At 56.0% G+C, this 23,968-nt stretch carries 23 protein-coding genes and 1 pseudogene; 12 read left to right on the top strand and 12 right to left on the bottom strand.

Annotated elements, in window-relative coordinates:
- Window positions 1-66 precede the first annotated feature (66 nt).
- From NI000_RS28740 to NI000_RS28725, 4 genes are read left to right on the top strand one after another with little or no spacing between them, the layout of a single operon-like run.
- Window positions 67-840, top strand: a complete 774-nt coding sequence (locus tag NI000_RS28740) for a transporter substrate-binding domain-containing protein (RefSeq protein WP_253414790.1) — start codon at window positions 67-69, stop codon at window positions 838-840.
- Between the two features lie 38 nt (window positions 841-878).
- Entirely contained in the window at window positions 879-1,556 is a 678-nt protein-coding gene (locus NI000_RS28735; protein ID WP_253414789.1) for an amino acid ABC transporter permease, read from the top strand.
- On the top strand, window positions 1,553-2,323 hold the full coding sequence (locus NI000_RS28730; protein WP_253414788.1) for an amino acid ABC transporter ATP-binding protein: 771 nt from the start codon (window positions 1,553-1,555) through the stop codon (window positions 2,321-2,323). Before NI000_RS28735 ends, NI000_RS28730 begins: the two co-directional genes overlap by 4 nt.
- Before the next feature lie 40 nt (window positions 2,324-2,363).
- Window positions 2,364-3,344, top strand: a complete 981-nt coding sequence (locus NI000_RS28725) for an agmatinase family protein (RefSeq protein ID WP_253414787.1) — start codon at window positions 2,364-2,366, stop codon at window positions 3,342-3,344.
- A gap of 409 nt (window positions 3,345-3,753) precedes the next feature.
- Here NI000_RS28725 and NI000_RS28720 read toward each other — a convergent pair whose 3' ends face one another.
- Both NI000_RS28720 and NI000_RS28715 read right to left on the bottom strand, forming a co-directional pair.
- The gene (locus NI000_RS28720; RefSeq protein ID WP_253414786.1) at window positions 3,754-4,509 is read right to left on the bottom strand and encodes a J domain-containing protein; all 756 of its coding nucleotides are present in this window, start codon (window positions 4,507-4,509) and stop codon (window positions 3,754-3,756) included.
- Window positions 4,510-4,537: 28 nt separating this feature from the next.
- On the bottom strand, window positions 4,538-5,185 hold the full coding sequence (locus NI000_RS28715; protein ID WP_253414785.1) for a helix-turn-helix transcriptional regulator: 648 nt from the start codon (window positions 5,183-5,185) through the stop codon (window positions 4,538-4,540).
- A gap of 275 nt (window positions 5,186-5,460) precedes the next feature.
- Here NI000_RS28715 and NI000_RS28710 point away from each other — a divergent pair, with 275 nt between their 5' ends.
- The 3 genes from NI000_RS28710 (at window position 5,461) to NI000_RS28700 (ending at window position 7,158) form a co-directional block, all read left to right on the top strand.
- Window positions 5,461-5,655 (top strand): hypothetical protein, encoded by a 195-nt coding sequence (locus NI000_RS28710; protein ID WP_253414784.1) that lies wholly within the window; start codon window positions 5,461-5,463, stop codon window positions 5,653-5,655.
- 53 nt (window positions 5,656-5,708) lie between these two features.
- Window positions 5,709-6,371, top strand: coding sequence for a sugar phosphate isomerase/epimerase (locus tag NI000_RS28705; protein WP_253414782.1), 663 nt, complete (start codon window positions 5,709-5,711; stop codon window positions 6,369-6,371).
- 100 nt (window positions 6,372-6,471) lie between these two features.
- Window positions 6,472-7,158, top strand: a complete 687-nt coding sequence (locus NI000_RS28700; RefSeq protein WP_253414781.1) for a class I SAM-dependent methyltransferase — start codon at window positions 6,472-6,474, stop codon at window positions 7,156-7,158.
- 78 nt (window positions 7,159-7,236) lie between these two features.
- Here the strand turns inward: NI000_RS28700 and NI000_RS28695 are convergent, their stop codons facing one another.
- From NI000_RS28695 to coxB, 6 genes are all read right to left on the bottom strand, one after another.
- Complete coding sequence (locus NI000_RS28695) at window positions 7,237-7,698, bottom strand: DUF420 domain-containing protein (protein ID WP_253414780.1); 462 nt, start codon at window positions 7,696-7,698, stop codon at window positions 7,237-7,239.
- 46 nt (window positions 7,699-7,744) lie between these two features.
- Window positions 7,745-8,614 (bottom strand): cytochrome c oxidase assembly protein, encoded by an 870-nt coding sequence (locus NI000_RS28690; RefSeq protein WP_253414779.1) that lies wholly within the window; start codon window positions 8,612-8,614, stop codon window positions 7,745-7,747.
- Window positions 8,615-8,735: 121 nt separating this feature from the next.
- Window positions 8,736-9,050 (bottom strand): cytochrome C oxidase subunit IV family protein, encoded by a 315-nt coding sequence (locus NI000_RS28685; RefSeq protein WP_036683386.1) that lies wholly within the window; start codon window positions 9,048-9,050, stop codon window positions 8,736-8,738.
- Window positions 9,051-9,674 carry a cytochrome (ubi)quinol oxidase subunit III gene (locus tag NI000_RS28680; RefSeq protein WP_253414778.1) on the bottom strand — a complete coding sequence of 208 codons (624 nt, stop codon included), beginning with the start codon at window positions 9,672-9,674 and terminating at the stop codon, window positions 9,051-9,053.
- Window positions 9,671-11,482 (bottom strand): cytochrome c oxidase subunit I, encoded by a 1,812-nt coding sequence (ctaD, locus tag NI000_RS28675; protein WP_253414858.1) that lies wholly within the window; start codon window positions 11,480-11,482, stop codon window positions 9,671-9,673. The genes NI000_RS28680 and ctaD overlap by 4 nt, the downstream gene beginning before the upstream one ends.
- Before the next feature lie 69 nt (window positions 11,483-11,551).
- Entirely contained in the window at window positions 11,552-12,559 is a 1,008-nt protein-coding gene (gene coxB, locus NI000_RS28670; RefSeq protein ID WP_253414777.1) for a cytochrome c oxidase subunit II, read from the bottom strand.
- Window positions 12,560-12,856: 297 nt separating this feature from the next.
- On the opposite strand from coxB, the gene NI000_RS28665 reads away from it, so the two are divergent.
- The 5 genes from NI000_RS28665 to NI000_RS28645 all read left to right on the top strand — a co-directional run bounded on the left by NI000_RS28665 (window position 12,857) and on the right by NI000_RS28645 (window position 18,220).
- Entirely contained in the window at window positions 12,857-13,567 is a 711-nt protein-coding gene (locus tag NI000_RS28665; protein ID WP_375541015.1) for a YhcN/YlaJ family sporulation lipoprotein, read from the top strand.
- Window positions 13,568-13,719: 152 nt separating this feature from the next.
- Window positions 13,720-15,657, top strand: a complete 1,938-nt coding sequence (locus NI000_RS28660; RefSeq protein ID WP_253414775.1) for a DEAD/DEAH box helicase — start codon at window positions 13,720-13,722, stop codon at window positions 15,655-15,657.
- A gap of 99 nt (window positions 15,658-15,756) precedes the next feature.
- Window positions 15,757-16,347 (top strand): guanylate kinase, encoded by a 591-nt coding sequence (locus NI000_RS28655; RefSeq protein WP_253414774.1) that lies wholly within the window; start codon window positions 15,757-15,759, stop codon window positions 16,345-16,347.
- A gap of 93 nt (window positions 16,348-16,440) precedes the next feature.
- Window positions 16,441-16,962 (top strand): DinB family protein, encoded by a 522-nt coding sequence (locus NI000_RS28650; RefSeq protein WP_253414773.1) that lies wholly within the window; start codon window positions 16,441-16,443, stop codon window positions 16,960-16,962.
- 61 nt (window positions 16,963-17,023) lie between these two features.
- On the top strand, window positions 17,024-18,220 hold the full coding sequence (locus tag NI000_RS28645) for a virulence factor (protein WP_253414772.1): 1,197 nt from the start codon (window positions 17,024-17,026) through the stop codon (window positions 18,218-18,220).
- A gap of 172 nt (window positions 18,221-18,392) precedes the next feature.
- Here the strand turns inward: NI000_RS28645 and NI000_RS28640 are convergent.
- The 4 genes and pseudogenes from NI000_RS28640 to NI000_RS28625 all read right to left on the bottom strand — a co-directional run.
- Window positions 18,393-18,861: pseudogene (locus NI000_RS28640) on the bottom strand (Gfo/Idh/MocA family protein); the annotation flags it as partial.
- A gap of 56 nt (window positions 18,862-18,917) precedes the next feature.
- Window positions 18,918-20,597 carry an alpha-L-fucosidase gene (locus NI000_RS28635; protein WP_253414771.1) on the bottom strand — a complete coding sequence of 560 codons (1,680 nt, stop codon included), beginning with the start codon at window positions 20,595-20,597 and terminating at the stop codon, window positions 18,918-18,920.
- 20 nt (window positions 20,598-20,617) lie between these two features.
- On the bottom strand, window positions 20,618-21,805 hold the full coding sequence (locus NI000_RS28630; RefSeq protein WP_253414770.1) for a glycoside hydrolase family 88 protein: 1,188 nt from the start codon (window positions 21,803-21,805) through the stop codon (window positions 20,618-20,620).
- A 43-nt stretch (window positions 21,806-21,848) separates the two neighbouring features.
- Window positions 21,849-23,873, bottom strand: a complete 2,025-nt coding sequence (locus NI000_RS28625; RefSeq protein WP_253414769.1) for a heparinase II/III domain-containing protein — start codon at window positions 23,871-23,873, stop codon at window positions 21,849-21,851.
- Between the last annotated feature and the right edge of the window lie 95 nt (window positions 23,874-23,968).

Here is a 23,968-nt window from a genome sequence, read left to right as displayed (position 1 = left end):
ATATGCAGGGGGAATTATACAATGATGTTCAAAACAAAAAAACCGGTTTATTTGGCAGTAATCTGTATGTTGACGCTTATGGTTTCGGCGTGCGGCAGCAAGCCCGACGCTTCGGCAGGACAGCAAGCTCCGGCGGCGGCTGCGAGCAGCAACGAAATCCTTTCTAAAATCGCCAAGACGAAAACGCTTACGGTCGGAACGGACGCCACTTTCAAGCCGTTCGAGTACAAATCCGGCGATCAATTCGAAGGCTTCGACATCGAGCTGATCCGTGCGGTGGCCAAAGAGCTGGGCGCCGACAAAGTCGAATTCGTGGACACCGAGTTCAAAGGGCTCATTCCGGGGCTTCAGGCGAAGAAGTTCGATCTCATCGTCTCGGCGATGTATATTACCGACGAGCGCAAGAAGACGATCGACTTCTCCGATTCGTATTTTCCGGGCGGCCTTTCGATCATGGTGAAGAAAGACAACGAGACGATAAAAGGCTTCGACGATCTGACCGGAAAAAAAGCGGCGGTGCAAATCGGCACGAAATCGGTCAAATTCGTGGAAGAAAGCCACAAGAACATCGAGCTGGTCAAAGTAGAGAAAAACACGGAGATGTTCCTGGAGCTGGAAACCGGCAAGGCCGACGCGGTCATTACGGGATTCCCGGCCGCCAAAGCTTACGCCAAAGAAAAAGGCACGGTCAAAGTCCTGCCCCAAACGCTCACGGAAGAGTACTACGGCTACGGCATCCGCAAGGATAACCCGGAATTCGTGAAGGCTATCAACGATGCGGTCAAGAAGGTCAAAGACAGCGGCAAATACAATGAAATTGTTAAGAAATGGTTCGAATAACCGAACCGGCAGCTTAGCTCGCGATTAGGAGGGAAACTATGCAGCATTTTGACTTCAGCGTCCTTGGCGAGTGGCAGAATATCCGGCTGCTGCTGCAATCGTTATGGTATACGGTCATTTATACGCTGGGCGGGTTTGCGCTCAGCCTGATCATCGGGGCGTTCATTTCGTTCGGACAAATGTCCAAGTTCAAGCCATGGAAATACGTATCGCTCGCTTATCTGTCCTGGTTCCGGGGCACCCCGCTGCTGGTGCAGCTGTTCCTGCTCTATTACGGACTGCCGATCGTGTTCGGCATCGATACGGTTCCATGGGTATCCGGCGTCGTCGCCCTGGGCATGTACAGCGGGGCGTACGCTTCCCAGGTCATCCGCGGAGCCATTCAATCGATCGACAAGGGGCAGATGGAGGCCGGGCGTTCCCTCGGCTTCTCCTATGCGCAGACGATGCGCAAAATCGTGATCCCGCAGGCGGTGATCCGCATGCTGGCGCCGATGACCAACGAGTTCATCTCGCTCACGAAAAACTCCTCCCTGCTGTCGACGATTACGGTCGTCGAGCTGTTCCGGCAGGCGAACCTGCTGATTGCCGACACGTACAAAACGATCGAGTTTTTGCTGGCTATCGCGATTCTTTACTATTTGGTCAACAACCTGATCGGGTTTATCGGCCTGGTGCTGGAAAGACGTCTCGGGACGGGGGATGATATGCGATGATACGAATAAACGGGATTCACAAGTCGTTCGGCAGCAACCATGTGCTGCGCGGCGTCGATCTTCAGGTACAGCAAGGGGAGGTCGTCGTCATTCTCGGGCCGTCGGGCTCGGGCAAAAGCACGCTGCTGCGCTGCATCAACTATCTGGAAACGTATGATAAAGGCAGCGTCGTCATCGAAGGCAAGCCAATCGGCCGCATTCCCATGCAAGGACAAGCCGGCCTGTCCGTTGAAATGCTGCAGAAGGACCTGAATGCCGTCCGTCAGGATGTCGGCATGGTGTTTCAATCGTTCAACCTGTTCCCGCACAAGTCGGTGCTGCACAACATTACGATGGCTCCGACCTCGCTGCGGGGGATGAACAAGGAAGATGCCGAACAATTGGCGCGCGAGCTGCTGCGCAAGGTCGGCCTGCAGGACAAGGCAGAAGCCCGTCCATCCAGCCTGTCCGGCGGACAAAAGCAGCGGGTCGCCATCGCCCGCGCGCTCGCCATGAAGCCGAAGGTGATGCTGTTCGACGAGCCGACCTCCGCGCTGGACCCGGAGACGGTCGGCGAGGTGCTGCAGGTCATGCGCACCTTGGCGAAGGAAGGCATGACCATGGTCATCGTCACGCACGAGATGGGCTTCGCCCGGGACGTCGCGGACCACGTCGTCGTGATGGACGGCGGCGTCATTATCGAGGAAGGCAAGCCGTCCGAAATTTTCACGAAGCCGACGCACCCGCGTACCCAAATGTTCCTGAGCCAAGTGCTCGAAAGCAAGTAAGGAAGAGCGTAAAATCGAACGAAGGAGAAAAAGAACCGTCATGCACAAATTCACTCATCTGCAGCGGCCCGGCGTAGTATTTACCCCAGGCGCAGGCGACCCGCATGTGACCCGTCTCTGCGACTGGATTACGGAATGGGACGGGCAGCGCCCGCTCGACGCCGCAATCGTCGGGGCTCCCCTGTCGAAAAGCTCGATCAGCTTTTCGGGCGCCCATTTGCATCCCGCTACGCTAAGACAGCTGTTCAGCGCCTTTACGACGTATAACTTCGAAGCGGATCTGGACCTGAGCAGCTTGCAAGTCGGCGACCTCGGAGATGTCGGCATGCACGTCACCGACATCCCGCAGTGCCACCGTAATATCGAACAGGCGTTTCAAGAAATTTCGCAGCAGCTTCCTTCCACGATCCCGTGTCTGGTGGGCGGCGACCACTCGATTACATTCCCGGCGCTGACAGGCATTCAGAGTGTGCGCAAAGAACGCATCGGGCTGATCCAGTTCGACGCCCATCTCGATGTCCGGGATACAGCCTACGGCGGCAGATCGAATGGAACCCCCATCCGCAGTTTGGTGGAGAACAGTGTCATCCGAGGCGAGGATATCGTGAATATCGGGCTGCGCAGCTTCGCGAACTCCAAAGCGTACCGCGACTTCGCCGAGCAGCAGGGCATTACGCTTTATACGGCAAGGCAAGTCCGGGAGGAAGGCATCAAGCCGATTCTGGAACGGACGATCCGCGAGCTTGCCGCCAAGACGGATTCCGTCTACGTCACGTTCGATATCGACGTGCTGGACCAAGCCGACGTCCCCGGCGTGCCGGCGATCGGACCCGGCGGCCTCTCGCCGGTGGACCTGTTCACCTGCGCCGAGCTGCTCGGGGAGTGGAACCGCGTCATCGGCATGGACATGGTCTGTGTGGACCCGAGCCGGGATACGCGCGACCGGACGTCGCGCATAAGCCTGCACGTCCTGCTGTACTTCTTGACCGGACTCGCCAGACGACGGCTCGCGTTTGCTTAAAGCGGTGTTAAACGGGACCTGCTGCCGTTACAGCAGGTCTGAGCTTGTTGGGAAATCCGCTTCGCGTAGAAATTCTCTGCATACGCCGGTGGGGTATATCCCTCCAACCGCTGCCCTCCCCCAGAAAGTGAAGTAACACTTGGAAGCTTATTCCGATTACTTTCCGGGGACCCCCCTATCTACCCGTGAACTTGATTAGAATTAGCGGTATTTTCACGGGTTTCAAAGGCGGACGTAAACTCTTACGGGATATACCCCACCTCTATTTATCTGAGTTTTTCTACTTCTAGAGTTTCTCAACAACCAAGAATCTGCTGCGTGACAGCAGGTCTTTTTGTCATAATGATAGAATGTATAAGTTTTCAGCGAAGCTGAACCGTTTTATCATTTCACCGACAAGAAGCTTTTCTTATAACCTTGATTTGCCCTGCATGTAGTTGTCGTGCGCTTGCTTGACCCAATCGAACAAATAAGCGCTGCCTCCGTGATCGGGGTGAAGCTTTTTCATTAACGTCCGGTAGCGCTGCTTCAGTTCCTTGGGCGAGGCATCGTCCGCAGCGCCGATCACCGTCGGAAAAGACACCGGTCCCCTGCTTGGCCCCGCCGTTCTCGCAGAATCCCTCGCAGAGTCCGACGAGTTGTCTCCATAATGCCGGTTATACGACTTTTTCTCGTCCGATGCTTGCCGATACAGCTCCTGAAATTCCGCTTCCAGCCTATCGAGATACGGCGCCAGCTCCTCCTCCGCCCCAGGCCACTCCCCTTCCCAGAATTCGTGCTCGAACCGTTCGTGAAGTGCATCGAACCGCTCCATCCAATCGTTCAGCATGACCATCGAAGCTTTGATCTTCTCCGTGAGACGGAAAATCCGGATCACCTGATGCACCGCCCACTCGGGCATATTCCGGGCGAAGGCGTGGAGCACCCTGCTCATATATTTGTCGGGCAAGCGGGCATCCTCCCAAAACTCAAGCAAGGCCTGCTGCCGCTCATGGCTTAGCTTCTTTCCGATCTGTACGGCCATCGGAAGGCTAACGGCGCCTTTGTTCAGCTCCGCTTTCCAGCTTTCCGTCAAATTCATCAGCGCAGCCACGACCGGAATCAACCGGTCGTCCGTCACTGTAATGGTCTCCGGGTCGGGGCGGCCCTTCATCGTATCGTCCATTTGCTGCCCTCCTCTTCCGCTTCCAAGTCTAAGCCTGACCCGAGTTGATCATATACTGGCACCTCCGCCCGCCTTCGGCCATGCATTCCGTGCGCACAACGGGCACGGCAAGCAATGCTTGAAACAACGACAGCTCGCATTGGCAAGCCTGCCGGTAGCGGACAGCCACCTGATAGATCGGGCAGTTCGCTTCCTCTAAGACGATCGTTCCGTCCCCTCTCTTTTCTACCTTGACCATATACCCTTCCTGCTCCTGCAGCCGGGCCAACCTCTCTACCCGCTTTTCCAAATCAAGACCTTGAAACGAATCCTCATGCTTCCGCAGCCATTTCTCTTTCCGCCGGTCGAACAAGCGGCTGACTTGGCTAGTCCCGAATTTATCCTTCACTTCGTCGATCAAATCATTGACTAACGCGTCGTAGCCATTCGCAAACAAAGTGCCTGCCTTTTCCGTAAGGCTGTATAAATAAGTCGGTCTCCCAGCACTTTGGCGTTGAATATTCGTCTGCACATATTGATCCTTTTGCAGTTCGTGAATATGTCGCCGAACGGCTACCCCCGATATGCCTAGCTGCTCCGCCGCTTCCTGAATGCTGATTTTGCCCCGCTTCTTTAACAAGATGAGAAGTGCTCTGCGGGTCGAGCGATCCTCTTGATATAAGCTTTGAATGTTCACGGTTCGTTTACACCTGCCTGTCTTTCGTCATTTTAATCTCCGCTCGATTCCATTATTCCCCATTATATACTTAACGGAATAGTTTTGTACATGGAAAACTTTTTTGTCCAAAGGAAACTTTCGCAAATCCATTGTTCACCCCAAAATCTACGTCATTATATTAAAAAAAACTCTCAACGGTGAAGGCCATTTTTATCAGGTGATTGGGAAACAACTTCGGGGGATGGTAAAATATGTAGAACCTATCATTCTATCATTCATAAGGGGATCGGGGCATGAACCGAAGAAGATTGCAGATTGGCATGTGGAATGCATTCAGCGAAGAGGATATGGAACGTTTCGGTTCCGATGCGATTGGCGGCATTGAAATTTGCCAGTATCGCGATAACGAAAGCTTATTGTATACAACGAATATCTGTAAAGAGAAGGGTCTTTCCTTTGGCATTCATACGCCGGTTTTCGGCGGATAGCCGTACGGCTCCCGCGGATCACATCCATAGACCGCGAGGAGCGGGAAGAAGCCTTGCGCCGCGTAGAACGTGAAGTCCGTACAGCAGCGGAATATGGCGCCGATTATAATTTGTTCCATTATCCTTTTGTGCCGATATTCCCGTTGGAAACAAAGCAGATTTACTCCAACATGCCGAAGCCGGGCGAACGCTATGATGCAGATCAGATCGATGCGGCTCAGCTTAGGGAAATCTCCCTTCGATTGTTCGATACGCTTTGCAACCTTCAACACCGCTGTGGACAACGTATCATATTGGAGCATGATTTTTGGGGAGAGCATGAGGAACTGCTTACGACGATGTTCCGGGAGCACCCGGAGATCGGACTAGTCGTGGATACGTCCCGGCTGGATATTTCCGCAAGAGCATTTCACAATGTCGAGCCGATGCGCTGGCTCGAAGTCGTGGCGCCGTATGTTTATTTGGTCCATTACAGCAACGTCCGGTACGAAACGGACCGGTTCATTCATCATCTTCCCGTTCTGCCGGAGCAAGACGATGACGACGGCTTCGGAAACGCCTACGCCTATCTCGCCTACCTAGCACAGCGGAACGAACGGTTTCACGTGACCTTCGAGCACAAAGCCAATCTCATCGACCGCAATCGGCTGCTTGAGCTTTATGCCCGGACGGAACGGCTGTTCAAACCCTCTCTAAAAGAGTCCGATCCAGTCTAAGCGTATAAATGCACAATCGGGTTTGGTTCCCCCTTGACCTTCACGTAACGGAAAGGTGTACGCTATCGGTGCAACGACATACGATGAAGGAGAGGTACTTATGCCGAATCATGATCAAATTTATGCCGAGCAAGCTGGGCGTTACCACCGCTTAATCAGCAAGCAACCCGAATTGGCGCACATCGTGCAGTCCATCAAACCTTTCGCAGATCTCGACATTGTCGATCTGGGCGCCGGAAGCGGCAGGTTGTCGTCCGTGTTGATCGGACAAGCGCGGTCGCTGACGGCAACCGATGCATCCGCCGCGATGCTGAACGTCTTGAAGGAGCGCATCGCCGAAACGGATCGTCCCCGTTTGCGCACAGTCGTCGCGGATCACCGCGAGCTGCCCCTGCCGGACGCCAGCGCGGACTTGATCGTTTCCGGTTGGAGCCTGGGCTACTTGGCGAACAGCAACGATCCGATCTGGTTGTCCAACCTGGAGCGCATCCTGCTTGAAATAAACCGGGTGCTTCGTCCCGGCGGAACCGTCATCATCTTCGAAACGATGGGCACAGGCTTCGAAACACCGAATCCGCCCGATTTTCTTTTGAACTATTATGCGGCTTTGGAGCGGCAGTATGGCTTTACCCACCAATGGATCCGCTCGGATTATACATTCGAGAGCCTGAGTGAAGCGGAAGAACTAACCCGCTTTTTCTTCGGCGATGAACTGGCCTCCCAAGTCGTCGCAAATAGCTGGACGACCGTTCCCGAATGCGCCGGCATCTGGTTCAAGCATTATTAAGCGCTCCCGGCATGGCAAAGAGGCTGTTCACCCGAGCATTACCACTCGGCAAACAGCCTCTTCTTAGTTAGCAACGATCTACAGCCCTAAAATCGCATCAATCATCGACTTCGTATCCCCGCCCGGGTACAATAGATAAAGCAAAATGTACACGGCCACACCCGTCGGCGCCGTCAGCAGCCACATGACTGCCGTCCAACGGCCGATTTTGCGATGCTTGGCAAACCTCTTATTGAACGCATGCAGCAGCGTCACAATGCCGAATACACCTGCGAGCGTTGCGAGCGTAATATGGAAAAACAAAAACAGATGATAAGCCAGCTTCAAGTTCTCCGGTCCGCCGAAAGACGTATTGCCGACAAAGATCGTACGGCTGGCATAAATCAGAAAGAACGCCAGCGCAAATCCTGCGCCCCAGAGCATCAGCTTTTGGTGCGTTTCCCGGTTCCCCTTCACAATATGGTACCAGCCGAACGCGACAAAGATAGCGCTTATTACAATAAAAGACGTACTGATCGTTGGCAAAATCGCTATTTTCACGTGTACCCCACCCGTTCACTTTGCAATAAACATTCCAGCTTGCCAATTAGGCCCGATTGGCGCTTCCTGCCGGAAAATAAGGCTCATCGGGCAGCTCGTCGTCCTGCTTACGCTCCCTCCGATACCAACGGAAGAAGGTAAAGCCCAAAGCCAAACCGTATACAATTTCCTGCACGATCTTCATGATGACGCCGCCCAACTGCTGATCGTCGAGCATCGGCAGCAGCAAGAGCTGCTCCGGAACGGCCGAGTACATCGCGTACATCGGATCTCTGGCGAAAATAATCAAAGCACAGGCCGGTGTCAGCAAAATCCCGTTTACGAAAATGTACGCCATCCGTTTCATCTCGGACATCGTGTTGTATTCCGGCAGCGGGCAAAACACCGGGAACCACATTTGGAAGGCGGCCAGCAGGAAAAAGATTTTGTAAATGAACAACGCTGCAGCGTTGGCCATTAAAGCATCCATGATCATCGGAATGTGATACATAGAGAAAATGAAGTTAAACAGAAACAGCGACAGCAGCGGATTCGTCAAGAATCGCATGACCCGTTTGGATGTCTCGCCTTTTAACACGGGGCGCAGCAGCCACCCCGGCAGACCGAGCAGCAAACACGGAGGCATGACCAGATACAGAATCGACTGCTGGAACATATGGACGCTGAAAAAGTAGTGATGGCCGTAATAGGAAAGCGGGCTGCCTTCCGCCGCGTACCACAAAGCCAGTCCGAGCCAGAACCACAGCTTTTGTTTCAATGCGACGGGTTCGCTATCCGCAAAGTCTTTACGCCAGCGGCCTACCGCAAGCGTATATAATACACCGACAACAATCAACAGCAGCAAAAAACCGGGGCTCCATAATGCTGCAAACGTAGGGCCGGTTTCGTGCCCTCCATGGGACATCGTAGGGTCCAAGACGATTATGCTCCTTTCCCAACCCGGTTCTTGCGCCGGGAATTGTGTCGAAACGGTGAAAATGTCTGCCGTTACGCAAAAGAGAGGGGCCTACGTAACGCAGCCTCCTCTCTCCTCTATCCTACCACCAAACCCAATATACGGCCATGATGACCGCGGTTAATGCGATAAACGCGCCGAATGCCAATCCCATAATCGGGAATAAGTGCCCCCGATCTTTCATGTGCATCCAGTAAGCCAATTGAAATATAATCTGAACAATCGCCAAGCCGACGATAAAGAACAAGATAAACGAACGGTCCAACCCGCCGTACAGCACGACGGCAAATGCCAGCATCGTGAGCACGATGGAGATAATGTACGATAAGTAGTGATTCTTCGGACCTTCCAAACGATGACGATCACCGGCAGACGACGAATGGTGTTGGTTGCTCATTTATGGACCCACCTTCCCCATCAGGTATACGACCGTAAAGATGAATACCCAAATGACGTCGATAAAGTGCCAGTATAAGCCGGCGACGTAATATTTGGGCGCCGTAACTACAGTCAAGCCTTTTTTGAAGCCGTTGATGATCAAAAGCGAAATCCACAGAACACCGAAAGCCACGTGAGCTCCGTGAAAGCCTACCAACGTATAGAAGGAGGTAGCGAACGCGCTTTTCGAGAACGTATGACCTTCATTGACGTAGTGTACGAACTCGTAAATTTCAAGGCCCAAGAAAGCGAGGCCGAGCAATACGGTAACAGCCATCCAAGCTTGAAGCTTTTGGAACTGATTGCGGTGCAGCGCCATCGTGGCGAACACGCTGGTCAAAGAACTGGTAAGCAGGATAAACGTCGATATACCGACCAAATCAAGCGAGAACAAATGCTGAGCCGTCGGGCCGTCCGGCACCTGATTGCGCAGTGCGATGTAGGAGGCGAAGAGCGAACCGAACAGTACGCACTCGCCGCCAAGGAACAGCCAGAAGCCCATAACTTTATTTTTGCCTTCTAATGTTGCCGTTTCTGCGTGAGGTGGCAAAGCGCCGCCCGCTTCATGATGTGCTGCACTCATGCCTTCGCCCCCTTATCGTTTAACTCCTCCGGCTCGATATGGAAACCGTGATCATCATACACCGAACGGAAGAACATGCAGATTAACGTCATACCGATACCGAGGATGCTGACAATATACGTGTGATACATAAATCCATATCCGGCAATGAACAAGCCGACGGACATCAGGAACGGCAGAATCGAAGGCGACGGCATGTGAATCGAACCGATCGGTTCGGCCGGCGTCATTTCTTTGTTGCCTGCCATTTTTTCTTTCCAGAATGCATCATATCCGCGAACAAGCGGAGTTTGCTTGAAGTTGTACTCCGGCGGCGGCGAAGGAATCGTCCATTCCAGCGTACGAGCATCCCACGGATCTGCCGGGGCCGATATCGGTTTTCTCAACGAAGAGAAACAGTTGATCAGGAAGACGATCGTACCGATCCCCATCAGGAACGCGCCGATGGTACTGATAAAGTTCCCTTGTTCAAGCCCGACGCCCGGCTGATACGTAAACACGCGGCGAGGCATCCCCATCAAGCCCAAGAAGTGCTGCGGGAAGAACGTCATATGAAACCCGATAAAGAAAGTCCAGAAATGAATTTTACCAAGCGTCTCGTTCAGCATGCGGCCGAACATTTTCGGCCACCAGTAGTACGAAGCTGCGAACAACGCGAGGACAAGACCGCCGACGATAACGTAGTGGAAGTGAGCTACGACGAAGTACGTATCGTGATATTGGAAGTCAGCTGCCGGTACGGCAAGCATAACCCCGGTAACACCACCCATAACGAACGTCGGAATAAATGCCGTTGCAAAAATGTTAGCCGTTGTAAAGCGGATTTGACCGCCCCACAGCGTGAACAGCCAGTTAAAGATTTTAACCCCTGTCGGTACCGCGATCGCCATCGTAGCAACCCCGAAGATTGCATCCCCAACGGGACCGATCCCTGTCGTAAACATATGGTGGGCCCATACCATGAAGCCCAAAAATCCGATAAGAGCTGTAGCGAATACCATGGAGCTATATCCGAACAAACGCTTTTTCGAGAACGTCGACACGATATCCGAAATGATACCGAACGCCGGCAAAATCAAGATGTAAACTTCGGGGTGCCCGAAAATCCAGAAAAGGTGTTCCCAAAGCACCGGGTTACCGCCCTTCGCCACATCGAAGAAAGCGCCGCTAAAAATCCGGTCGAACATCAATTCGACAAGCCCTACCGTAATGGCCGGGAAAGCGAAAAGAATGAGCAAAGATGTAATGAACGCGGCCCAAGTAAACATTGGCATTCTCATGTAAGTCATGCCTGGCGCACGCATGTTGATAATTGTGACGAGGAAGTTAATCCCCCCGATCAGCGTACCGAGACCCGCGATCTGCAAGCCGAGAACGTAGAAGTCTACGCCCTTGAACACGCCGCTTGGATCAATGATGCCCGCAAGCGGCGGGTAAGCCGTCCAGCCCGCTGCCGGCGCGCCGCCGAGAAACCACGAGGTGTTCAGCAGCAAGCCGCCGAAGAAGAACAACCAGAAGCCCAATGCATTCACGAACGGGAACGCTACGTCGCGGGCTCCGATCTGAAGCGGTACGATCGCATTCATAAAACAGAAGATGACCGGCATCGCCGCAAGGAAGATCATCGTCGTACCGTGCATGGTTGTCAATTGGTTAAACGTATCTCCGAAAAAGATTTTCTGATCGGGGTAAAGCAGCTGAATCCGGATCAAGATGGCCTCAATGCCGCCCATCAGGAAGAAGATCCCGCCCGCGATCAAGTATAAAATTCCGATCTTTTTATGGTCCACCGTGGTAAGCCAATCCATCAGCCCGGTGTACCGTTTTGCCGTGTGTCCGTGAGCCACCGTATAAACCTCCTTTTTCCGCGATGCTCGTTACTTTAACTTCAACGAATTCAAGTATTTGATTACATCATTGATTTGGTCGTCCTTCAATCCGAGAGCAGGCATTTTGTTACCCGGTTTCACCGATTGAGGATCGGCAATCCACTGCTTCAAACTTTCATCGTTGTGCGGCAAAATGCCAGCAACGAGCTCACGGGAAGCAAAGCCGTTCAAGTTCGGACCCGCGCCGAGTCCCTGTGCGTTAACCGCGTGACAGGACAAACAGTTGTCTTTGAAGATCTGTTCACCTTTTTGCGCATCGGCCGGAACGGAAGCAGGCGTTTTCATTTTGGCGACCCATTGATCGAAATCGGCTTGATCCATCGATTTCACTTTAAAGTCCATCAAGGAGTGAGAGGCGCCGCAAAGCTCCGCACACTTTCCTTTGAAGACGTCCACTTCGTCTGCTTGCAAGTAGTATACGTTGGTGTTACCCGGGTTCGTGTCCATTTTACCGCCGAGCGACGGAACCCAGAAGGAGTGCTTCACATCGGAAGCGGTTAATTCGAAGGCGATCTTTTTGTTTGTCGGAATGACTAAGTCTTGGGCTGTTGCGATCCCCAACTCCGGATATTCGAATTGCCACCAGAAAGCGTGAGCCGTCACTTTAACGTGCAGTGCTTCTTTGTTGTCTCTGTGGTCTTCCAAAAGCTTGAAGGTGTACTGTACGGTAGGAACGGCCAAAATGAGGAGCAATACGATCGGAATAACCGTCCAAATAATCTCCAGCGTGTGGCTGCCTTCCACCTGTTTCGGAATGATGTCTTTGTCGCCTTTTTTCTTTCTGAAGCGGACCAGGACATACAAATAAAGAACAAAAACGACCACGACAACCAGAAGCATGATCCCGAAGCTGAGCTTCATCAGGAACAGCTGATCTCTGGCGACCGGCCCCCTTGGCTTTAAGGCGGAAATCGTCTGGTCTCCACACCCCGTTAACAGCAACATCATCAACCCAAAAAGAGGGATGAATCGCCACAGATTTTGCCATCGAATCATCTTAATCAATCCCACCTTATAAAGCAAATATTTTTCGATCAAAATAGGTCATAACTTGTCAATGAACCTAATCACCATATTAACTATAAATTCGTACCTGTTTTTTGTCAATGAATCTGAAGAAGTTCACAAATTGTTCGGAACTCTCGAATTTGCTGGGATTAAGCGTTTTCGCCTCTACTTGGTTATTTCCATATAGAGGTGCTTTTATGCATCATTTGGACCTTGCTTTCCTGCGCATAAATCGTCCCCGATAATCAATCCTAAGAAGGAGATTTTCAAAGGAGGGCACTCATGATGCGTTATTTCCGATGGATCGGATCGGCGGCCGCCTTGGGCCTCGCCATGGCGATGACCGGCTGCTTTTCATGGTACGACTACAACAGCGCCCAGAATTACGGCAGCAAGCGGGATATGCCGAGGCAGGACACGTCGCGCGCTTATCAAACTCAGCAGCAGTATGCCCCCGTTTCCCACAAAGTAACCAAACTTGAGATGAATCAGCATTTGTCCGATCAGGTGGCCGCCATGGACGGGGTCAGCAGCGCGATCGTCATGATGGGCGATAACACCGCCTATGTCGCCATCACAATCGACAGTACCGCCAGCGGGACGCGGGGAGGCGAAGCCAAAGGGACGGAAACCAATAGTTACGGATTGGTCAAAGGGCTGTACAGCACGTACGGAGATCAAAGCGATTATGCCCCGCCCGACCAGTTGATCAGCGGCAGCAGCGGTGCGGAGACGGAAATGCACCACGAGCATTTGTCGCATTTGTTCAAGCAGAAGATTGCGGAAAAAATCCGCCTGAATCAGCCGACGGTGCATGACGTCTACATTTCGGCGAACCGCAACGTCGTCAACGCGTTTAACCGGATGGCGCAGGACAGCTGGAGCGGAAGAAGTCTGGAGCCGTACCGTGCCCAATTCGCGGAAATGATGGTACGGACGTTCGGAACGGACGTTACGATTCCGAATCAAGCGGAAGGGAACGGCCGGGAATATTGAGCCTCAGTCCCGTCATCCCTTCAGCGGAAAGCAGGCTGCACCCGGCTTTTTCAGCCCCGTGCAGTTTCTTTTTGCCGCCGGTTCCTGTAGAATTGCATTTATAATTGAAGGTTCTCTTAGAAGAATAATTCGAATTACGGGGAGATAATATAATGAAGAAAAATAATTTTGCCCTGCTCGGGATCGGGAGCGACTTGGCCGAGGCCATGCAAAAACATGGATACGACGAGCCGACGCCGATCCAACGCGAGGCGATCCCGGTCGCCCTTGCCGGGCACGACATCATCGCTCAAGCGCAGACGGGAACGGGCAAAACGCTGGCTTTTGCGCTGCCGATCCTGGAAAACGTCAATCCTGATAACCCTAACGTGCAGGCGCTGATCGTTACCCCGACCCGCGAGCTTGCCATTCAAATTACGGAAGAAATCAAGCGCTGGGCTCCGCTCAAAGGCTTGCGCGTGCTGTCCGCTTACGGGGGGCAGGATGTCGAACGCCAGATCCGCAAGCTGGAAGGAAATATACATATTATTGTAGCGACGCCCGGACGGCTCCTTGATCATCTGCGCCGGGAAACGGTGCAGCTTCATAAGCTGTCCGTTCTTGTGCTGGATGAAGCGGATCAAATGTTGCACATGGGCTTTTTGCCGGAGGTCGTGGAGATTATTTCGGTGACCCCGAGCCGCAGGCAGACGCTGCTGTTCTCGGCTACGATGCCTCCGCGCATCCGTCAGCTGGCCAAAGAGTACATGCGGCAGCCTGTTGAAATCGAAGTGAAATCGAAACGCGTGACGCTGGACGAAATCGAACAGGTCGTGATTCAGACCACCGACCGCGGAAAGCTGGAAACGCTCTGTAAATTGATCGACGAAGAAAATCCGTATCTGGCGATGATTTTTTGCCGTACGAAGCTTAGAGCGAGCAAGCTGATGAACGAGCTGGCGGAACGCGGGTATTCGTGCGACGAACTGCACGGAGACTTGACGCAGGCGAAGCGCGAGCAGGTCATGAAGCGGTTTCGCGAGGCCAAAATCCAGCTGCTCGTAGCGACCGATATCGCGGCGCGCGGACTCGACGTCGAAGGCATCACGCACGTCTTTAACTACGACATCCCGCACGATGCCGAAAGCTACATTCACCGCATCGGGCGGACGGGACGCGCAGGCCAGACGGGCAAAGCGTTTACGTTCGCCGCGCAGCGGGATGCCATGTACCTGGAGCAGATCGAGCGTGGCATTAAGGCGACGATCGCGAAGCGGTCGGGGAAAGCGGCGGCAGAGCGCGCGGACGCGGGTGAAGGCGCAGCGCGCGGGCGACGTGGCGGCGCGGATGCGGCAGCAGGCGCAGCGCGTGGGCGACGTGGCGGCGCGGAGGCGGGCGCAGCGCGCGGGCGGCGCAGCGGCGCGGATGCGGGGGCTGGCGCGACGCGCGGGCGGCGCAACGGCGCGGATGCGGGAGCGGGAGCGGCACGCGGGCGGCGCAGCGGCGCGGAGGCGGGCGCAGCGCGCGGGCGGCGCAGCGGCGCGGACGCAGCGGTGGGCGCGGCGCGAGGGCGACGCAGCGGCACGGACGCGGGTGCTGGCGCGACGCGCGGGCGGCGCAGCGGCGCGGATGCGGGTGCTGGCGCGACGCGCGGGCGGCGCAGCGGCGCGGACGCAGCGGTGGGCGCGGCGCGAGGGCGACGCAGCGGCACGGACGCGGGGGCTGGCGCGACGCGCGGGCGGCGCAACGGCGCGGATGCGGGAGCGGGAGCGGCACGCGGGCGGCGCAGCGGCGCGGATGCGGCAGCGGGCGACGCGCGAGGGCGACGCAGCGGCGCGGACGCGGCAGCGGGCGACGCGCGAGGGCGACGCAGCGGCGCGGACGCGGCAGCGGGCGACGCGCGAGGGCGACGCAGCGGCGCGGACGCGGCAGCAGGCTCAGCGCGAGGGCGACGCGGCGGCGCAGACGCGGGAGCGGGCGCGACACGCGGGCGGCGCAGCGGCGCGGATGCTGGCGCAGCGCGTGGGCGACGTGGCGGCGCGGACGCGAGCGCGGGCACACCGCGCGGGCGCAGAGGCGGCGGCGGCAACGGCAAGCAGCGGAAGCGCTGAAACGCTTTCAAGAGCATCTTTACCTCGTCTGAGAAACCATGTAAAATAAAGGATAGCACTCGGCAAGGAACTGTACTTCCCAAATAAAGGAGGGTTTCTATGTACGAACTGAAAGACAAGGAACTTATTTTTGTATTCACGGGTCCGAATGGAGCCGGTCGCCGAACCATCGCTCAGATGTCCGGCAGCACGCTCGGCATCAAACAGGTAATTTCGTACACGACCCGCCCTCCCCGCTCTTCGGAGGTCGACGGGCAAGATTACCACTTCGTCACTCGGAAGCAATTTGAGGAAGCCGAAGCAAACCAGGAGTTCATCGAAGTGATCGAATTGGACGGGAACCGGTATGGGGTCAAAGAATCCGACGTAGCCGACATGGTCCAAAAGCACGGGGCTGTCTACTTGATTTTGAACCGTCAAGGCGCGGAAACCCTGAAGTCCCTGTACAGCGATCGAGCCGTGCGAATCTTCATCTACGCCGATCGGGAGACGGTCAAGCGCCGCGAGAAGGAGCGCGGGGATTCCCCCGATCTGATTGACCGCTATATGTCGCATTACGAGGAAGAAATGGCGTATAAAGACTCCTGTGAGCACACGTTCGAAAATTTGGATCTGGCACACACCGTCTTTGATCTGACCAAAGCGTTGGACGACAACTACCTGCACCGCAATCTGCTTGACCTGGATTAAGAGTTACACCCAAGCTAATGCTGACAAGAGACCGGCCTGCTCTTTCGAGAGCGTCGGTCCTTTTTATTCAATCCGGAGGAGAGCAGCCGAACGATGAACAGACCAGAAACGACTGAATATGGAGCGCATTATCAGGAGTATATTGCACAGGTTCCCGATGGGGATGTTCAGGAACAGCTCCGCACTCAACTGAAAGCAACGACCGAGTTGCTCCATTCGCTAACCGAGGAACAAGCTCTCTTCCGTTATGCCGAAGGCAAATGGAGTTTGAAAGAAGTGCTCGGCCACGTCACGGATACCGAGCGGGTCTTAAGCTACCGATTGCTGTGCATTGCACGTGGCGATCAGACCCCGTTCCCTTCTATGGACGAGCATCTCTACGTTTCCGGTGCAAATTTCGACGACCGGCCGCTTACTTCTCTGACGGAAGAATTCATGGCAGTCCGGCAGGCGACGCTGGCCCTGCTTGCGGGCTTGTCTCCGGAAGTCTGGCTGCGCCAAGGAACGGCGGCCGGCTGTAATACATCCGTGCGAGCACTGGCCTATATTATCGCGGGACACGAGCTTCATCACGTTCGAGTCATCCAAGAACGGTATCTCGCGGCGCAGTCATAAATACCGACCCGAACGGAAAATGCCAAAATCCAAACAACCAGGCAGACAGGAGGTATGACCGATGCCTATTCTCTCGATCGAACCGACACCCAGCCCAAATACCATGAAAATCAATTTGGATACTTCCTTGCCAAAAGACGTTCGCGAAACGTTCAACCGCGAGCAAGCCGGCCAACTGGCAGATCCTCAGCTTCAGCAGCTGCTTGCCATTGATGGCGTCAAAAGCTTATACCGCGCGGCGGATTTTATCGCCCTGGACCGGATAGCCAAAGGAGACTGGCAGCACATTCTCGCTGAAGTCCGGGACATCCTGGGCGTCGCGCCGTCCGGCGCAGCGCAAAACCAGGCGGAAGCAGCCTCACAAAAGCCCGCTTCCCCGGACAGCCCGGCGGAAACAACCGACGCGACATTCGGCGAAGTCAAGGTGCTTCTGCAGCATTTTCGCGGCATTCCGCTGCAGGTCCGGGTAACGAATGGCGCGGAAGAACGGCGGGCTGCCTTGCCCCAACGGTTTAGCGACGCTGCCATCCGCGGGGCGGCAGCCGCGCCAAACCTGATCAAAGAGCGTTCCCTGGACGATTGGGATACGCGCTACGGCGAGCTTCAGGACGTCTTGGACGAAGTCGTTCAAGAGCTGGACGCCGCCTACAGCGACGAGCAGCTCGAACGGTTGATCGCCCAAGCCGAGCAAGGTCCGGCTCAAGGCGACGCAAAGGAGCTGGCGGCTTCCGGCCGTCCGACGCTGAGCTATGAGGAAACCGAGCGAAAGCTGCAGGACCCCGATTGGAAGCAGCGGTATGCGGCGCTGGAGCAGATCAAGCCCTCCGAGGAAACGCTCCCGCTGCTGCTCAAAGGTCTGGAAGACGAACGTTCGACGGTCCGGCGCTTGGCTACCGTCTATTTGGGAGATTTGAAAGAGCCGCATGTGCTTCCCTACCTGTACCGTGCTTTGCTGGACTCTTCCTCCTCCGTCCGCCGGACCGCAGGGGACACGCTGTCGGATATTGGGGATCCCGCCGCACAGAATGCGATGATCGGAGCTTTGCAGGACTCCAATAAGCTGGTGCGCTGGCGGGCAGCCCGCTTCCTTTATGAAGTAGGCGATGAAGGAGCAATACAAGCCCTGCGAGCAGCCCAGGACGACCCGGAGTTTGAAGTGCGGATGCAGGTGCGCATGGCGCTGGAGCGTATCGAGGGCGGCCAGGCGGCCGTCGGATCGGTCTGGCAGCAGATGGCCCGACGTAACGAGAATGCATGAACGACAAAAGGCCAAGCCAACGGATAACCGCCAGAGGCTTGGCCTTTTGCCACCTAAGCTCGAACAAAACTTACGATCGAATCCATTGCTTGTAGTAGGCGTCAAGCTCAATCGATTGACCTTGACGGAGCCTCGACTCCTCCGCCGCGAACGCCATGAGATGGCTCCTGACGGATGCAGAGGCCGACGTCAAGCTTTCTCCCCCGCCGTAGCTGTGGGCCATATGCCAGTAGCCGACATTTTAATGCCGCACTTCGTGAAGGAAACTGCGCATAATGGTCGTTCTCCCGCGCCGCCTGCTCCATTTCGACGCATTCCTTGGGACTCGGCGACATCGGCTTTTCCAAAAGCACGTGGTATTTGGCCGCCAAAGCCCGCAGCGTCGGTTCGTAATGCATCCGGTCCTGCGTGCAGATGATCGCAATATCCGCCAGCCGCGGCTCCTCCAGCAGTTGTTCCCATGAAGCATAGCATCGCTCAGAGGGAAGTCCGTGCGCTTGCGCAAACTTTTCTCTTCGCAGCGGATTCGATTCGGCCACCGCCACGAACTTCAGCTCGTGAGGATAATCAGTTGCGTAGGGCGCGTAGCTGTGCGCCCCTCTCGCGCCGGCGCCAATCAATATCGCAGTAAGTGGTTTCATGTATGAGCCTCCAATGGCATGCCTTCAATAAAAGCAGCTTTTTCATGGTGGACAGGCTACTGCCGCTTGATCAGCTTCACGGCCCGCAGCTTCACCGGATCGGCCTGCCATATTTCCGTGAATCCGGATTTGGGGCGGATCAGCGCAGAGCGAAGCGAAAGCGTGCATGTGCCCGGCCGGTCGAAGACGATCGTTCCCAGATGCGAATGGACTTCGCTGTACGGGTGCTGGCAGGCCGTGGAATTTTTGACCACCTGGTCCGGCTTCGGCTGCGCCGTGAACCGCCGGTTCCCGGAAGCCGCTTCGATTCCTTCCCGAAACGCCTCATCCCATGAAGCGCCTTCCTTCTGAAAACAAACAAGCTCAAGATCGAAGGTGCCTGGAGCGACGATTTGAAAGCTCCACTCTACCGTTTTCGCTTCCGCATCGATACGGCCGTTGGCCCATTCGAGCTTCACATGACCGGACGGCTGCTGGCTCAAACGCATATCGACGGAAAGCTCTCCTTCGATGTCAACGGCGATGACCGTCATGCAATCATTGGCCGGCTCGTCCGGCAGTCTGATCGCCATCGTGTGGTGATCCATTCCGGCATCATAGTTTTGTGCGGTCACAAGCGGCGTTCGGCTTGCATCGCTTAGCACATAAGCTTGTTTGATTTTGTTTTTGAGCCCGTACAAGCGCAGTTCTTTCCGCCAGTCGTCGCTTGTCAGATGCAGGTAGACGCGGCCGGGCTTCACGGTAACGGAGCCCCATTCCATCTCGTACGGAAAAGGACTGGCCGCCGCGCCGTACACCGCTTCCCCATGAACGCTCAGCCAAGCGCCCACCTCGCGCAGCCTTTCGGCGGACAAATCCGGGATCAGTCCTCCGGCGTCCGGACCAACGTTGAGCAAAAGGTTGCCGCCCTTGCTTACAATATGAACCAGCTTCCGGATGATGGCTTCCGGCTGTTTCCAGACCTGGTCCTTCGTGCTGAAGCCCCACGATTGGTTCAATGTCATCGGCGTCTCCCATGCGCGGGAGTCTTCGCCGTACATCGGAATTTCATTATCGCCCTTCGACTGGTAGTCCCCCATGCCCGGGTAATGACTAACCCGGCTGTTGATCAGGCAGTCCGGCTGGAGGCTTCGCACAAGCTCCACGAGCTCCTCGCTATCCTCTTTTGACAGCCCGCCCGCCGTATCGAACCAGAGCAGACCGACAGGTCCGTACTGCGTAAGCAGCTCACGGATTTGAGGCTTGGCCAGCCCGTTCCAATACGTCGGAAAATGCTTCGAGTCCGTATCATAGTCCCACACGTTGTTATATTTGTTGTGTACGGCATGCGGATGATGCCAATCAATGACGTGGGAATAATAGAAGCACAGCACAATGCCCTGCTCACGGCATTCCTCGGCCAGCTCCTGCAACGGGTCGCGCCCGAACGGCGTAGCGTCTGCAATGTTGAACGGCTCCGCCTGCGAACGGAACATGGCGAACCCGTCATGATGCTTCGCCGTGATGACGATATATTTCATGCCTGCCGCTTTAGCCAGCCCTACCCATGTCTTGGCGTTAAAGCGAACGGGATTGAACGTCTCCGCAAGCCGCTCGTAATCGCGAACCGGAATGTTCAATTCGTACATGACCCACTCGCCCCGGCCCAAAGCCGCATATAAGCCCCAGTGGATAAACATGCCGAATTTGGCGTCCTTCCACCATTTGATTTTGTCCTCACCGCTTGTCACCGTCATCGCGCATCTACCTCTCGCTTCTACCAATATAGATTCCAGTCTTTCAATACCCGGACAAGCCCTTCGAAATAGTAATAATCGCCCCAGATGCAGCATTCGTCGATCCCGTTGCCCAGAGGCTTGCCGTACACCGCATGAAGCAGGATGCCGTTCGAATGCGGAACCCCGGCTGTCGTATACCGCCGCGCCAGCGAGTCCAGCATCCCCAGAGCGGCATTCTCGTAGGCCCGCTTGTATTCGTTAGACAATGGCAGATGCTTGGCTAATTCGAGCAAGCCGCAAGCGGCAATGGCCGCCGCCGAGCTGTCCCGCTCCTCCGGCCCGTCCGTAAAGATCAGATCCCAATAACACACCGAATCGTCGGGCAGCCGGTTTAAATAGTAGTTGGCCGTCTTTTGCGCGATAGCGAGATACGAATGATCCCGTGTATAGTTGTAGCTGAGCGGAAAACCGTAAATGGCCCACGCCTGCCCGCGCGACCAGCACGAATCGTCGGAGAAGCCTTGCGACGTCTTGCCGTATTTCGGCTGTCCCGTATCCACGTCCATGTAGAACGTATGATAGCTTGAAGCATCTTCGCGGATGATATGTGCCGCCGCTTGTGTGGCATGATGGATGGCGATCCGGCGGTATTCCGGATTGTCCGTCGTCTCCGTTGCCCAATACAGCAAGGGCAAATTCATAAGGCAATCGATAATCATCCGCCCGCGCTGGTTCGGCTGGTTTAAATTGCCCCATGCCTGAATGATGCCCGCCTTCTCAAAATAACGCCCGATCAGCAAATCGGCGGCTTGAAGCGCCGTGTCCTTGGCCTGTTCGCTGCCGGTCAACTTATAGGCCGCTACGCAGGACAGCGAGTACAAGAAGCCGAGGTCGTGCGTCTCCGTTGCGATTCTTCGCTCGACCCTTTCCCGGTAGCTGTCGAGCTGCGCTTCCGCCGCCCGGCGGTAACGGTCGTGACCGGTCATCTCGTAGGCCAGCCACAGCATTCCCGTCCAAAAGGAGGACGTCCACTCGGTATTGCCGATCGGCTGGTACACATTCCCCTCGCTTGCAGGCGACGGAAATTGCAGCGCGAACGTCCCCAGATTGCGGTCAATTTGCGCCAGCACGTATTGTACGGCGCGCTCCCAATCGTCCCGCTGCGCCGCAGGCGGTTCCGCGTAGCGATGCCGGGCTTTCAGCCCTTCGTCGACGACTTGTTTCATAGCAGCCTCCTCATTCTTCTTGCGTTTCCAACTTAAAACGGGCTCATACGGTCCACAGCATCGCCTCGCCCTGCTCTCCGTCCCTCACTTCGAGCAATAGACCCTCGCCGTCCGACGGATCGCCGATCAGCCGGAGCGAGAGCGGGGCATCGCCTTTCCGGCAAGCCCGGAAGACCGTAACAAACGCCGCCCGAGTACACGACGGCACCCTGCGAATGCAGGCGCTGCGAACTTGAACGGGGGGCATGAATGGCGATTCGGCCAAATAGACGCTGGCGTCCCTCGGCTCGGCCAAGGCGTAAACCTGCAGCCGCTCGTCTTCCCCGCCTTCTCCGTTCCAGCTCCATTCGAGCATCCAATCGTCCGGCAGACCTTCCAGACGCCTCACCTTCCGCAAATGCGGGTACCCGTCCGTGTCCGACAGCGCCTCCGCCGAAACAGCGGTATATCGAATGTGCGGCGCTTCGACCGGATTCCCCTGGGTATGCATCATCCAGTCCACGGTCGAAGGCTCGCCCGCTGTCACCCGAAATACGTCCACCAGCAGCCCGCCGGCCAGTGTCAGCCGCCGGTCCAGCCGGACACCTTCGTAAGCGTCCTCCGCTTCGGCCTCGACCCGGATAATGCCGGCCTCGCCCACCGCCTTGCGCAGCCGGCCGCAGGCTTCCTGCTGGGAGCGGCCGTTGACCGCCACCGTGTTATGCGCCACAGTATGCACATACCATGCCTTGTGCAGCTCGTGTCCGTACGGAACCATGCCTGCGTCGGCTAGCCAACTGCGGCCCCTTGCGTAATACAGCAGATTCAGCTTGTCATAATGTCCGTGCCAATCGCCATGCTCCCCGTAATCAACGAGAAGCGCCTGTGCCTCTTCGTCTGCACCGTACGTCACGCTGACCATCCCGGGCTTGCTCAATACCGTAATCGCAGCGGCCTCGCTTGCTGCATCCGCCCCCTCGGCGCACCCTTCCCCCGAAGGTATCACCTCCGACAATGGCGCTCCAAACAACACGCCGTACAAAGAACCTCGGTCGCCGCTCCGCACAATCTCTCCTCCAATGCCATAAAACGCATACGCCCATTCATACAAATGCGCGTAAGAACGAATATCCACGACCTTGGAGTCGTGAAGGGCGGGAAACGTCCCATCCGGCAGCATCGCCTTCAGCGGAATATCAAACATCGCACGCAGCCTCGGATGCTCGTACAGCTTCTCACCGAACCCCATGGCGGCCCAAGCGATCACCGCCTGCGCTTCAAGCGTGTAGAAATGGTAGCTCCATGCGCCTTCGAACCAGAACCCGTCTTCGCCGACGCCGCTTTCCATCTGGAAATGTAACCCATTCGCCGCGTCATTCAGCGCCCGCTTCAGCAGATCCACGTCGCCGAGCGCTTCGGCAATCGCCGCCAGAGCCGCATTATGGTACGTCTGCCAGTTGGAGCGGTCCCTCGGATTGCGGTCGATGACCCGGACTACCGGGCGGAACAAACGTTCTTCCATTTCGCCCAGTTCCCCCGCGCTCAGCATAGAAGCATGGCGTAAGATTGTACACGCTTGGGCTAGCGGATAAATCCAGCTGGCTTCAGACAGCGTCTGGTTTTGGACTTTCGCCCCGTACTTGCCGGCCTCCTCACCAACCTTGCCGAAAATATCGTGGAGCGGGAAGCGGTCGTAATGCCGGGCGTAAAACAGCAGCACGCTTTTCGCCCACTGCGCGTACACGGACTCGCCCGACGCCGCGTACACCACAGCGGCCAGCCGGGCGTCCTGCGCGAAGCGGTTATGCTCCTCAGCCACGGCCGCGTCGTCCCACGGGGACCCGCTCCAGATGCTGTGGCAGCACGGGCATTCGTGATGATGCCGGTCCACGCGCACAAGTGCAGCGCCGTCATCGGGGCAGATGTAGCGGTGGCTCCAGCCCCCGCCCAGCAGCAGAATGTCCGGAGGCCGGTTCACTTGAGCGCTTAACCGCACTTTCCACTGCTCCACCCCCCGCTTCACCCAATCGCAATCCCGCATCCGGGTTCGAAGGCGCTGCGTCCATGCCGGCGTGCCTATTCCATCCATCGCTTTCCCTCCTCGAACGCGCTTTTCAAAGCAGCAAGCCGGAGGTCGGAGAGCATCCGTCCCCGGCTTGCCTTACGCCTATACCGCAGCAGACG

Origin of the sequence: Paenibacillus tyrphae, assembly GCF_024158745.1 — a bacterium.
Classification (GTDB): Bacteria; Bacillota; Bacilli; order Paenibacillales; family NBRC-103111; genus Paenibacillus_G; species Paenibacillus_G tyrfis_A.
This window is presented reverse-complemented; position numbering and strand designations above follow the sequence as displayed.